Consider the following 12,571-nt stretch of genomic DNA (forward strand, 5'->3'; position numbering starts at 1 on the left):
GGGAGGCGGTTCGGCCGTCCGGCAGCGGAAACGATTACCCCCCGCCTTCTCCAGGGTCTCACCGCTCGCCGCGGCCCGCCGGACGGGAGGTCGGGCCCGGCCGGACGGCGACGAATGGCGAAACCGGCGATGACCCCCCGGTGTGGCCGAAGTGGGGGGCTTGTGTGACATGTGTATGACATCCAATGTGGGTGGAACCGGCGCTTCTGGGCAGGCGTCCTGTGGCCGAATGTGCTGCTTGCACCGCGTGTCACCAGGGAGCAACCATGGGTCGTGCACGTGCATATGCCCGTGCATATGCATCGGATCAACGTTATGATCCGAGGAAGATGAGTCCCACATCTAGCGACGCGGGGACTCGTGGAGTCCACGCACAACCGGGGGACGTTGTGACCGAGGCGTCCGGCGCGCACAGTGGGGCATACAACGGGATGCCCGCGTATCTGCTCCGCGAGGCGGAATGGATCAAGAGCAGTTACAGCAACGGGCAGGGCAACTGCGCAGAATTCGCCCAGCTTCCGAGCGGCGAGGTCGCGCTGCGCAACTCCCGGTTCCCGGAAGGCCCCGCCCTGGTCTACACACCCGAGGAGATCCGGGCGCTGCTCCAGGCCGCCAAGGACGGGGAGTTCGACCACCTGCTCGGCCAGCCCTGACGGCCGGGGGCGGGCAGTTGCCCGCCCGGTGCCGCCCGGCTCAGCCGGGCAGCCGGAAGACCGCCCAGACGACCTTGCCATGCCGTCCGCCGGTCAGCCGGCGCCAGCCCCAGCCGTCGCTGAAGCACTCCACCAGATGGAGCCCGCGCCCGGATTCGGCCGCGGCGTCCGCCTCGGCCATCCGCGGCGGCATGTCACCCGGGTCGCGCACCGCGCACACCAGCCGCCGGGCGGTACGCAGCAGCTCCAGTTCCACCCCGCTGGGCTCCGCGCCGCCCGGGTCCACCGCCTCCACCGGGCCGGCCGGGTTCACGGGGTTCACGGGGCGTGCCGCGGCCACTCCGTGCCGCAGCGCATTGGTGACGAGCTCCGACACCACCAGGCTCACCGCGTCCCACTGATCGGGCAGTTGCCAGCCGTCCAGGGTGGTGCGGGCGAATTCCCGTGCGCTGCGCACCGAGTCGAGCCGCCCCGGAAGCGCGAGTGTGGCGGCGCCCGCCAGGTGGCGGGGATCGACCAGCGGAACCTGACGCCCTAACTGTTCGAGCACGGGCGCTCCTTCGATCCCCATCGTGCGGCACTCCTGGCGTTCGCGTGGCGGTCGGCAAAGGCGCTGGGCTTCCCCCTGGTTTCCCGCCGGAGGAGGCCCCGGCCCGCAGCCGCCACGTCATCGGTGCGGTGCAGCCGGGTGCGGCGCGCCGACGGTGCGGCGCGCAATGCTCATGCTTCCCAACGCCCACGGCGAATGCAAGAGCAGATGCACGTGCATGCGCAAAATTCGATGGAGTGTAATCGAGCGGGCACACAACGAAGCTTGGAGATGGCAGACTTCGGCTGCGGACATAGTGGAGGGCCACGCACATGAGTACGCACCAGCCGATCCGATCAAGCACCCGGGGCGGGGGCGAAGCCGGTGGCGCCAGCAGCACCATGGTGCGGCGTATCCTGCTCGGCGCCCAGCTTCGACGGCTGCGCGAGGCCCGTGGTGTATCCCGCGAAGAAGCCGGATACGCCATCCGTGCCTCCGAGTCGAAGATCAGCCGAATGGAGCTGGGCCGGGTGAGCTTCAAACAACGCGACGTCGCCGATCTGCTCACGTTGTACGGCGTCACGGACGAGTCCGAACGCGAGCCGCTGCTCGGGCTGGCCCGTTCCTCCAGCCGGGCCGGCTGGTGGCACAGCTACAGCGATGTGCTGCCGGGCTGGTTCCAGACCTATGTGGGGCTGGAGGCGGCGGCGGAGTCCATCGGCACCTACGAGGTGCAGTTCGTGCCCGGTCTGCTGCAGTCCGAGCGCTATGCGCACGCCGTGGTGACCAGCAACTTTCCCACCCTGGCCGCCGATGAGGTGGACCGCCGGGTGGCGCTGCGCATGCAGCGGCAGAAGCTGCTGGTGTCGGAGAACGCGCCGCGGCTGCACTGTGTGCTCGACGAGGCCGCGCTGTGCCGTCCCTACGGCGGCCGGGAGATCATGACCGAGCAGCTCGACCTGCTCGCCGAGTTCGCGGAGCACCCGAATGTCACACTTCAGGTGATTCCGTTCGCCTCGGGCGGCCATATCGCGGTCAGCGGGGCATTCGTGGTGCTCTCCTTCGCCGAGGCGGAGATCTCGGACGTGGTCTATCTGGAGCAGCTCACCGGCGCGCTGTATCTGGACAAGGGCGAAGAAGTCCAGGAATACCGGAAAGTTCTCGGCGGACTGGCCGATGCCGCCCTGCCCCCGGCGGAAACTCCCGGCCTGCTGCGGGGGATTGCACAACGTCTGTAGGATCTTGCCTTGATGACGCGGTGTCACACAGAGCACCGCGACAACCCCTACCGGGAATGGGGGAGTCGAGATGTCTCCGTACGCAGAGCTGTTCCAGCGTTACGCGCAGCAATATATCGCCGGAACATGGCGGCCCGGCAGCGGCGAATGGGACGTCATCGATCTGAATCCCCACAACGGGGAGAAGCTCTGCTCCATCACCGTGGCCACCGCCGTGGAGGTGGACGAGGCCTACCGGGCCGCCGAGCGCGCCCAGCGCGACTGGGCGGAGCTCAACCCCTACCGCCGCCGCCAGGTGTTCGAGCGGATGATCGCGCTCATGGACGAGCACGAGTCCGACATCACCGAGGCGATGATCGCCGAGTTCGGCGCCACCCGCACCCGGGCCGCCTATGAGCTGGCGCTGTCCAAGGAGTTCCTCCAGGAGGCCATGCAGCTTCCCACCCGGGTGGAGGGCCGCATCCTGCCGTCCGCGGTCAGCGGCAAGGAGAACTACATCAACCGGGCGCCGGTGGGCACCGTCTGCGTCATCTCGCCGTACACCTTTCCGCTGCTGATGGGGCTGAAGACGATCGCCCCGGCGCTGGCGCTGGGCAATGCGGTGGTGCTCAAGCCGCACCAGTCGACGCCGGTCTGCGGCGGTGCGCTGATCGCCGCCCTGCTGGCGGAGGCCGGGCTGCCGCGCGGGCTGTTCAATGTCGTCATCACCGACATAGCCGAGGTGGGGGACGCGCTGATCGAGCACCCGGTGCCCCGGGTGATCTGCTTCACCGGCTCGGACGCCACCGGACGGCACATCGCCTCGGTGGCCGGCTCCCGCTTCAAGCGGGTGATCATGGAGATGGGCGGCAACAGCGCGCTGCTGGTGCTGGACGACGCGGATGTGGACTACGCGGTCGAGGCGGCGGTTTTCAGCCGCTTCTTCGACCAGGGCCAGGTCTGCATGGCCGCCAACCGGATCGTGGTGGACCGGCAGGTGCTGGAGGAGTTCACCGCCAAGTTCGTGGCCCGGGCGAAGACCCTGAAGGTGGGCGACCCGGCCGATCCGGAGACCCATATCGGCCCGCTGATGAACGCCCGCTACGCCGAGACCCTCACCCGCCAGGTGGCGGAGGCGGTGGCGGACGGCGCCGTCATGCTGCTCGGCGGCGAGGCCAGGGGCTCGCTGGTGCCGCCGACCGTCCTCACCGATGTGCCGCCGCACTCGCCGCTCACCCGGCAGGAGATCTTCGGCCCGGTGGTGCTGATCATCCCGGCGGACGGGGACGAGGACGCGGTGCGGATCGCCAACGACTCGCCGTACGGGCTCTCCGGCGCGGTGCACACCGCGGATGTGCAGCGCGGGCTGCGGGTCGCCGGCCAGATCGAGAGCGGCATCGTGCACATCAACGACACCACGGTGGTGGACGAGCCGATCGTGCCGTTCGGCGGCCAGAAGTGCTCCGGACTGGGCCGGCTGAACGGCGACGCGGTGGTGGAGGCGTTCACCACCACCAAATGGATCTCCGTCCAGCACGGCCGCACCCGTTTTCTGTTCTGAGCCTCTGACCGGACCGGGGGCCGGGCCGGCCCGGCCCCCGGTCCGGGCTCAGCGGTGCGGCCCCTCCCCGGGTTCCGGCGCCAGGGTGATCTGCCGCTCGCCCTCCCCGGCGAAGACATAGGCGCCCTTCTCCAGACGCTCGATCAGCCCGCGCGTCCAGGCGGCCTGGGACTCGGCGGTATGCGTCCACAGCCGCATCACCTCGCCGATGTGCCCGAACTCCGTCAGATCGCCGGAGTGCGGGCTCCAGTACCGCTCGACCTCCTCCCGCCAGCCGTCCAGGGCGGCCACCCGCTCGGTGAGCAGCGCGATCGCCTCCTGCCGGGGCAGGTCCACGATCAGGCCGACGCCGGCGGTCAGGACATCGGTCTTCTGGTCGTGTGCGCGCAGCGCCTCGCGCAGCAGCGACAGATACTCCCGCTCGCCGGCCCCGGTCAGTTCGTACTCGGTGCGCGGCGGGCCGCCGGCGGTGCTGGGCGCGGTCTCGTGCGCCAGCAGCAGCCCCTGCCGGGCAAGCTGCTTCAGGGCGTGGTAGATCGAGCCGGGCTTGGCCGTGGACCACTCGTGTGCGCCCCACAGCTCCAGATCGGCGCGCACCTGGTAGCCGTGCGCCCGCCCGCGCTGGCGCACCGCGCCCAGGACCAGCAGCCGCATCGTCGACATCCGGGCTCCGTCCTCACGCCGCTCGGGTCCCGTCTCCCGGGTCCCTCGTTCTCACCCTACCCAGCCCCACTCATCAAACTTGACTACTGCGCCGGGCCGCCGTACCGTCGGATCTCGCTAGTCAAACTTGACTAGCGCCGCCCCTTCGCTCCGGGAGGCCCCGCTCTCATGTCCGAATCCCCGCCCGCCGTCGAGGTCACCGGCCTGTGCAAGTCCTACGGCGGCACCGCCGCGCTGGACGGCCTCGATCTGACCGTGCGCACCGGCACCGTGCACGCCCTGCTCGGCCCCAACGGCGCCGGCAAGACCACCGCCGTCCGCATCATGACCACCCTGCTGCGCCCCGACGCCGGCCGGGCACTGGTGGCCGGGCACGACGCGGTGCGCGACCCCGACGAGGTCCGCTACCGGATCGGCCTGCTCGGCCAGTCCGCCGCCCTGGACGAGGAACTCTCCGGCCGCCAGAACCTCGAACTCTTCGGCCGCCTCTACCATCTGGGCGGGCGCGGCGCCGCCCGCCGCGCCGCCGAACTGCTGGAACGATTCGGCCTCGCCGCGGCCGGCGCCAGACCGGTCAGGCAGTACAGCGGCGGCATGCGCCGCCGCCTGGATCTGGCCGCCTCCCTGATCATGCGGCCCCAGGTGCTCTTCCTGGACGAACCCACCACCGGCCTCGACCCGCGCGCCCGGCAGGCGGTCTGGCAGGCCGTCCGCGCACTCCGGGACGCCGGCACCACCGTGCTGCTCACCACGCAGTATCTGGAGGAGGCCGACCGGCTGGCCGGCACCATCACCGTGATCGACCACGGCCGCGCCATCGCCGAGGGCACCCCCGACCAGCTCAAGGACCGGGTCGGCATTCCCCGGCTGGAGGTGGTCGTCCGCGACCCCGGGCGGCTGGCCGAGGCCGCCGCGCTGCTGGGCACGGGCACCGGCACGGGCACGGGCACCGTCACCGACCCCGCCCGCCGGCTGGCCGGCGCCCCGGCGGCGGACGGCACCCCCGCCCTCACCCGGGCGGTGGCCGCCCTGGCCGAGGCCGGCATCGGCATCGAGGACATCGCCCTGCGCCGCCCCACCCTCGACGAGGTCTTCCTCCACCTCACCGGCCCCGCCGCAGACTCCCCCCGAAAGGCCCCCGCATGACCGCCCCCGCGCCCGCCTCCGGGCTGCTCGCCGTCCGCGTTCCCCGCACCCCCGGTGACCGGCTGCGCCGCGCCCTCACCGACTCCGCGACCATGACCCGGCGCGGGCTGGCCCACTGGTCCCGGCAGCCCGGCGCCCTGCTCACCATGCTGCTCTTTCCCGTGCTGATGCTGGTGATGTTCGCCTACTTCCTCGGCGGCGGCATGGCCGTCGAGGGCGGCGGCGACTACAAGGAGTACCTGGTGCCGGGGCTGCTCACCCTCACCATGGCCTTCGGCCTGGAGACCACCATGGTGGCCCTCACCCAGGACATCAACCGGGGCGTGCTGGACCGCTTCCGCTCCATGCCCATCGCGCCGTCCGCCGTGCTGGTCGGCCGCAGCGTGCTCGACCTGCTGGCCTCCGCCGCCGGGCTGCTGGTCATGGCCGCCACCGGCCTGGCCATCGGCTGGCGCTTCCACAACGGCCCCGGCCCCGCGCTGGCCGCCTTCGGCCTGCTGCTCCTGCTGCGCTTCGCCCTGCTCTGGGCCGGCATCTGCCTCGGCCTGATGGCGGGCAAGCCGGAACTCGTCCAGGCCGTGCAGATCCTCATCTGGCCGGTGGCCTTTCTCTCCAGCGCCTTCACCTCACCGGACACCATGCCGGGCTGGATGGGCGCGATCGCCGAATGGAACCCCCTGTCGGCCACCGCGGGCGCCGCCCGCGAACTGTTCGGCAACCCGGGCTGGGGCGGCGGCTCCTGGGCCACCGACCACCACGTCCTGCTCGCCGTGGCCTGGCCCCTCGTCCTGCTCGCCGTATTCACCCCGCCGGCCCTGAGCCACTACACCCGCCTCGGCCACTGACCCCCACCCGCCCCGTCCCACTCCACCCGCCGCCGGGGCGGGGCGGGCGAGCCGGCGGATGCCCTCGTCGGCGGTGGCGTCACCGAGGGAGCGGGCGAGCCGCCCGGTCAGCAGCTCAAGCCTGTGGCGCAGATCGGGGGAGGAGAACACTGTCCCCAGCAGGGTGCGGAAGCCGAGCCGGGTGAGCACCAGCACAAGCTGCCTGCCCTCCTCGGACTCCAGGAACTCGTCCAGCTTCCTGGTGTCGTTCCGCGCCGCGTACTCGCACACCCGCAGCCAAGCCTCACCGATCGCCCTTGTGGTGGCGACGGCCACGGCGCCAGAGACGCCGGCGCCCACCACCGGGCCGATGACCGGCAGGAATCGCGCGGCCCGCTGCCCCAGGGCCGCCGCGACCCGCCGGGTCGCCGCCGCTGTGGCCCGCTTCGCGGCGTAGCGACCCACCCGTGCGCCGCCCGTGCCCAGGAACAGCGACACTGGCACGGTGGCCGCCCGCTCGCACTCCGACAGCTCATAGGCGGCGCTGATCGCGTTGATCATCCCGATCTGGATTGGCGCCACCACCGCGATGTCCACGAACGGCACCGGCAGCGCCCCGGCCGCCCCGCCCGCGGCCCCCGCCGCGAGTGTCGCCCGCCGCACCCGCTTGCGCGCCGCCCACCGCGTCCCCGCCGTCACCGGCATGTCCCGCATGAGCCTTCCCCCCGTCATCTCGCCCTTTCGGGCGAGACGCCGGGTACCCGTCGTTCGGTTGCACCCGATGGCCTGTGGCCGGCGAGGCGGCCGTGGCGGAGGACGGCGGCCCGAAGGCGGTCAGTCGGCGCAGCCATGAATGGCCAGGGCCAGGCGCCACATCCCCGTCGACGGGTTCTCCAGATGTTCGCGTCCCTCCTCGGCGAGACGGCGTGCACGTGTGACGGCCTGCCTCCAACGGGGATTGCCGTCCTCGTCATGGTGGTAGTCCCGCTCGAAGTTGACACTCTTGTCATCCGGGACGGGAACGTGCCTGAGGAGCAGGCTCTTGACCGCGTCGTAATTCCTGACCCACTTGCGATGATCGGTGTGATGCAGGAGCAGCCAGACCTCGAAACAAGGGTTCGAGACGACGAGTTCCACGTTCTCCTCACGGGCCAGGGCTGTGGCGTGCTCCAGATCCCGGTACTCGTCCACGTCAACGACGCACCACGTCTGGTCGTAGTCCCCGGAAGAGCTGGCTCGGCGCTTCGCGGCGTGTCGTACAACCTGCGAAGGCGACCCCGGGTGTTTCACGACCTGCACCGACAGCGAGGAGAGTTTGTAGTGCTTCTTGAACATGCTCAGATAGTGAAATTCGGTGGTCAGAGCCCCGCAGACAACCAGGAGGCGGTCTGTGGGCTTCCGGATTCCGGTTGGCCGGGAAAGGTCGGTCTCGCGGGCTGGTCTGCCGGATACCGGCCTGCCGCTAGGCTTCGGGGTCCGGGCCAGCGTCCCCACCTCTCTCCAGCAGTGCGTGGGAAAAAGTATCGTCGATGAACGGGATTCCTCCGTAGCTTCCCCCGAGATACCGCCGTTCTCGGTTGTCCTCTTGTCGGGGTTTGAATTCCGCAAGGGAGTACAGGGTTGTTTCTCCGTAATTGTCTTTTTCTACAAACCACACCTGGTCCCGCTTGAGGATGTCCTCCCCGTCTCGGCGTCCGAGCAGGCTGGTGTCGTGAGTGGTGAAGACGAGCTGGGCGCCGTGTGGGTTGGTCTCCGGGCTCTGGAAGAGACCGATCAGCCGGGCCGTCAGAATGGTGTGCAGACTTGCGTCGATCTCGTCCACCACGAACGTGCCTCCTCTGTGCAGCACCGCGAGGAAACGCGGTGCCTGCTCCAGCATGGCCTGGGTTCCCGAGGATTCCTCATGCAAGTCCATTTGTACGATGCCGTTGCGGCCACGGTGCCCCACCCAGGGCCGGACGGTCTCTCTCGGGCCCTCGTCCTCCAGATTCTGCAGGAGCCGTGTCGGGATGCGGGTTCCATACCGGCGCCGCAAACCTTCTTCGTCCATCAGCACACGTTCAGTCCCGCACTCCTCGATACCCAGGTCGGCCGCTCGGAGCAAAGCCATGATCTCAGGATGGCGCTCGGCGTCTTCCAACGCGCGGATGGCGGAAAGTTGGTACGGAAACGAGCGCAGGCCAGGTGCCCGGCGGAATTGCAGTTGCCGCGCGAACCAGTCGTAAACAGGGCGAAAGTCATCCTGTTTGGAGCGGGCCGCCCAGGAGAGGAAAAGAACGTTCGGTTCGGTGATGCTCTCGACGAGTTCCAGTTGGCCACGCTGCTGGGAAGCGCCGGGCTCAATGGCGTCACCACTGCGGGAGAACAACTCCCGCTTCTTTCCCTTGGGGTAGCTGTGCAGCCACTCTTCGACGACCCGCTCGTCGTCCACGCCGAACCCGTACGTATAACGCACTCCGCCCAGCAGTAGATCGGCGATGTACCACGAGGGCGTGCTCCTGGTCTCGTTGTCGAGCAGGAACGGGTCGCGGTCCACTCCGCCGTCCGGCTCGGCGTCCCGGTGGGACGACACCACCATGCGGGCCATGTACTGCAGGGCGCCGACGAGATTCGACTTCCCGGACGCATTGGCTCCGAAGATCCCCGCGACGGGGACGGCCTCCCACCGCGTGCGCGCCGGGCGGTCCGCCTCATAGACGGGGTGAAGATTGAGCTGCTGCTCGTGTCGGATCGAACGGTGGTTCATCACTCGGAAGCTCAGCAGCATCGCCCTGCACCTCCTCGTTGGTTGGTGGAGACACCTTGCCAGTAAACCGTGCAGAAGTAGGGGACGGCAACGCAAGAGTAGGCACAACTCTCTTCCCGTGCGGAAAATCCGCAGAAAACGAGGGCTCCGTCTCGTGCTCAGTCATCTCTTCGAGGGCTGACCACCGGGGCTTGCGCCTCACGTGGCGGGAGGGGGCACGGTGGGGGGCATGAGCTACTCCGTGGGAGAGGTGGCCTCGCTCGCCGGGGTCACGGTGCGCACCCTGCACCACTACGACGAGATCGGACTGCTGGTGCCCGGTGGGCGTTCGCACGCCGGGCACCGGCGGTACGACGACGCCGATCTGGACCGTCTCCAGCAGATCCTCTTCTACCGGGAGCTGGGCTTCCCGCTGGAGGAGATTGCCCGGCTGGTCGACGACCCGGACACCGACCCCACCGAACTGCTCCGGCGGCAGCACCGGCTGCTGACCGCACGCATCGAGCGGCTGACCAAGATGGCAGCCGCGGTGGAACACGCCCTGGAGGCACGGAAGATGGGAATCCAGCTCACCCCCGAGGAGCGGTTCGAGGTGTTCGGCCGCGAGCACGACTGGGAGGCGCTCGACCGGGAGGCCGAGGAGCGCTGGGGCGGCACCGGCGCCTGGGCCGAGTCGCGGCGCCGCACCGCCCGGTACACCAGGGCCGACTGGGAGCGGATCAAGGCCGAGGCGCAGGACATCGAGCGGCGGTTCGCCGAGGCGCTGGCCGCCGGAACGCCGGCCGGCTCGCCCGCCGCCATGGACCTGGCCGAGGAGCACCGCGCCCACATCAGCCGCCACTTCTACGAGTGCGGCCATGAGATGCACACCGGCCTGGCCGACATGTATGTCGCGGACGAGCGCTTCACCGCCCACTACGAGGCCGTCCGCCCCGGCCTCGCGCGGTATGTGCACGATGCCGTTCACGCCAACGCGCTGCGCCGGTCCTGAGCCGGACCGGCGGCGCCGGCGGGGCGCTCGCCGCCCCGTAGCGGGAGCGGCACGGCGGACGGCACCTCTCCCGGTGCCGTCCGCCGGACACCGCGCACGCCGAAGCCGCGCCGAAGGACGCGGAGCCGGAGCCGGGGCCATTGCGGCCGGAAACTGACCGCTGTGCTCCCTAGCGTGGGACCCGTAACCACCGGCCCTCGGGACGCACCGGACCGAGGACAACGGCGAAGGGTGAGGATCATGCCGACTGTGGTGGCCACCGAGGCCAAGGGGGACGAGCGGGGCGCGCTGCTGGCGTATCTGGACGCGCAGCGCGGGGCCATCCGCCGCGCCGTGCACGGCCTGACCGAGGAGCAGGCGCGCAGCAAACCCACCGTGAGCGCGCTGTCCGTCTCCGGGGTGCTGAAGCATGTGGCGCGCTGCGAGCGCAACTGGCTGCGCACCATGCGCGGCGAGCCGGCGGCGGAGTTCGGCGATCCGGCGGAGATCGCCGACTGGGAGGACGGCTTCGTACTGCGCGAGGACGAGACCGTGGCCTCGGTACTGGCGGACTACGAGCGCATCGCCCGCGACACCGACCGGGCCGTCCGCGCCCTGGACTCGCTGGACGAGACCTTCACCGTGCAGCCTGCGCCCTGGGACCGGGGCGGCGAGCGGTCCTGGCGCTGGGCGCTGCTGCATCTCATCGAGGAGACCGCGCGGCACGCCGGCCATGCCGACATCATCCGCGAGTCCATCGACGGCAAGGGCGCCTTCGACCTGGTCTTCGAGACCGGCGCCATGCCCGAGCCGGACTGGTCCGCCTGGGGCGGCGGCGCCGCCTGAGCGGCCGGCGCCCGGCTCAGTCCACCCGGGCGTGGCGGCCACCGCCGCGCGGGGTGCGGTCCCTGCGGTCCCGGTCACCGTCCGCCGGGGCGGGCACCCCCGCGGCGGCGGCCCGCCGCTCCCGCCGCCGGGCGGCCACCAGAGTGGCGGCCACCAGGGCGAAGCCCGCCGCGCACAGCGCCAGGGTCAGCGGCACGCCCTCGTCCGGCGCGTACAGCCGGCGGTCGTGCTCGTCGCCCTGCCAGGGCCACAGCGCCCGCAGCGACCCGGCCATCAGACCGGTCAGGACCACCAGGGTCAGATGGTGGTGGTGCTCCAGCAGCCAGCGCAGCAGCTTGACGAAGAGCGCCAGCCCCAGCAGCGCCCCCAGCGCGAACAGGCCCAGATAGCCGAAGTCCCGCTCGTTCACCGCGTCGATGGTCGGCTCGTACATGCCGAGCGCCAGCAGCAGGAACGAACCGGACAGCCCGGGGAGGATCAGGGCGCAGACGGCCACCGCGCCGGAGCCGACGATGGCCAGCGGGTTGTCCGCCGCGCCGCCGAGCGAGAGCGAGGTCAGCCAGAAGGCCGCCGCGCCGGCGGCCAGCGCCAGCAGACCGTCCGGCACCGACCAGCGCCGCCCGGAACCGGTGAACGGAATCCACAGCGAGGCCAGCACCAGCCCGAAGAACACCGCGAACGCGTACTGGCGGTGGTCCTCGACCAGCGGGGCCAGCAGCCGGGCGCTGGCCAGCAGCCCGGCCACCATGCCGATCATCATCGGGATCAGCATCGGCCAGTCGGCCCGCCGGCCCTCGTCCAGGGCGCGGCGCGGGCCGCGCCCGGTGGGCAGGTCGGTGAGCGCCAGCCGGACGGCGCCGGTGAGGTGGCCGGCCGCGGCGATCAGCCGCTCGTAGACGCCGACGATCAGTGCGACGGTGCCGCCGCTGATGCCGGGCAGGGCTTCGGCTACGCCGATCAGTGCACCCCGGAGGGCATGGAACAGGCGGCTGTCGGCGGGCTTGGCCATCACACGTCTACCTCGGTCGGGCCGGACGGGGATCGGGCGCCCGATCGGGCGCGGCCGGGGCGCCTGAAGTGCGCTCGGCGAGGATCATCCTATGCTCAGCCGACGGGTTGCCCGGGCGGGCCGGCCCCATAGGGCCGGGGCCCCAAGGGCAGACGAACGGCAGGCGCCGGCAGGTGGCGCCGGCACATGGCGACAGGTAACGACAGGTAACGGCAGGTAACGGCGGGTAACGGCAGGGACGCAGCAGACGTGACCGGCGATCAGCACAGCGACGGACGGGACGAACGGAATCCGCGGGACGCCCGCGACGCCAGTGACACCGGCAGTGACACCGGCGGTGACACCGGCGGCGGGCCCGGCGAGCGGACGCGGCGGGACGCACCGGACGGCAGCCGCCGCCGGCGCGC

At 70.9% G+C, this 12,571-nt stretch carries 12 protein-coding genes; 7 read left to right on the forward strand and 5 right to left on the reverse strand.

All coding sequences use genetic code 11. The annotated features are described in order from the left end of the window. Positions 1-431 precede the first annotated feature (431 nt). A complete protein-coding gene (locus tag BM242_RS20880) occupies positions 432-653 on the forward strand; it encodes a DUF397 domain-containing protein (protein ID WP_093840413.1) in 222 nt (73 codons plus the stop codon). A 40-nt stretch (positions 654-693) separates the two neighbouring features. On the opposite strand, the gene BM242_RS20885 is transcribed toward BM242_RS20880, so the two are convergent. Then, the gene (locus tag BM242_RS20885; RefSeq protein WP_342746992.1) at positions 694-1,203 is read right to left on the reverse strand and encodes an ATP-binding protein; all 510 of its coding nucleotides are present in this window, start codon (positions 1,201-1,203) and stop codon (positions 694-696) included. A gap of 380 nt (positions 1,204-1,583) precedes the next feature. Between BM242_RS20885 and BM242_RS20890 the strand changes: the two genes are divergently transcribed. Together BM242_RS20890 and BM242_RS20895 are read left to right on the forward strand one after the other, a co-directional pair. After that, a complete protein-coding gene (locus BM242_RS20890) occupies positions 1,584-2,420 on the forward strand; it encodes a helix-turn-helix domain-containing protein (protein WP_093840415.1) in 837 nt (278 codons plus the stop codon). A 70-nt stretch (positions 2,421-2,490) separates the two neighbouring features. Next, the gene (locus BM242_RS20895) at positions 2,491-3,960 is read left to right on the forward strand and encodes an aldehyde dehydrogenase family protein (RefSeq protein ID WP_093840416.1); all 1,470 of its coding nucleotides are present in this window, start codon (positions 2,491-2,493) and stop codon (positions 3,958-3,960) included. Between the two features lie 48 nt (positions 3,961-4,008). On the opposite strand, the gene BM242_RS20900 is transcribed toward BM242_RS20895, so the two are convergent. Next, positions 4,009-4,623, reverse strand: a complete 615-nt coding sequence (locus tag BM242_RS20900; protein WP_093840417.1) for a PadR family transcriptional regulator — start codon at positions 4,621-4,623, stop codon at positions 4,009-4,011. 168 nt (positions 4,624-4,791) lie between these two features. Here BM242_RS20900 and BM242_RS20905 point away from each other — a divergent pair, with 168 nt between their 5' ends. Next, entirely contained in the window at positions 4,792-5,769 is a 978-nt protein-coding gene (locus BM242_RS20905) for an ATP-binding cassette domain-containing protein (protein ID WP_093840418.1), read from the forward strand. Beyond that, positions 5,766-6,614, forward strand: a complete 849-nt coding sequence (locus BM242_RS20910; RefSeq protein WP_093840419.1) for an ABC transporter permease — start codon at positions 5,766-5,768, stop codon at positions 6,612-6,614. Before BM242_RS20905 ends, BM242_RS20910 begins: the two co-directional genes overlap by 4 nt. Positions 6,615-7,427: 813 nt before the next feature. Here the strand turns inward: BM242_RS20910 and BM242_RS20920 are convergent. Both BM242_RS20920 and BM242_RS20925 read right to left on the reverse strand, forming a co-directional pair. Further along, complete coding sequence (locus tag BM242_RS20920) at positions 7,428-8,087, reverse strand: RloB family protein (RefSeq protein ID WP_281254700.1); 660 nt, start codon at positions 8,085-8,087, stop codon at positions 7,428-7,430. Beyond that, entirely contained in the window at positions 8,056-9,360 is a 1,305-nt protein-coding gene (locus BM242_RS20925; protein ID WP_093840421.1) for an AAA family ATPase, read from the reverse strand. Before BM242_RS20925 ends, BM242_RS20920 begins: the two co-directional genes overlap by 32 nt. Before the next feature lie 208 nt (positions 9,361-9,568). Here BM242_RS20925 and BM242_RS20930 point away from each other — a divergent pair, with 208 nt between their 5' ends. Continuing rightward, positions 9,569-10,330 carry a MerR family transcriptional regulator gene (locus BM242_RS20930; RefSeq protein ID WP_093840422.1) on the forward strand — a complete coding sequence of 254 codons (762 nt, stop codon included), beginning with the start codon at positions 9,569-9,571 and terminating at the stop codon, positions 10,328-10,330. Between the two features lie 240 nt (positions 10,331-10,570). Next, entirely contained in the window at positions 10,571-11,155 is a 585-nt protein-coding gene (locus BM242_RS20935; protein WP_175541510.1) for a DinB family protein, read from the forward strand. 16 nt (positions 11,156-11,171) lie between these two features. Here BM242_RS20935 and BM242_RS20940 read toward each other — a convergent pair whose 3' ends face one another. Continuing rightward, a complete protein-coding gene (locus tag BM242_RS20940) occupies positions 11,172-12,164 on the reverse strand; it encodes a DUF368 domain-containing protein (protein WP_093840424.1) in 993 nt (330 codons plus the stop codon). Positions 12,165-12,571 lie beyond the last annotated feature (407 nt).

It is taken from the genome of Streptomyces aidingensis, from assembly GCF_900112355.1.
Classification (GTDB): domain Bacteria; phylum Actinomycetota; class Actinomycetes; order Streptomycetales; family Streptomycetaceae; genus Streptomyces; species Streptomyces aidingensis.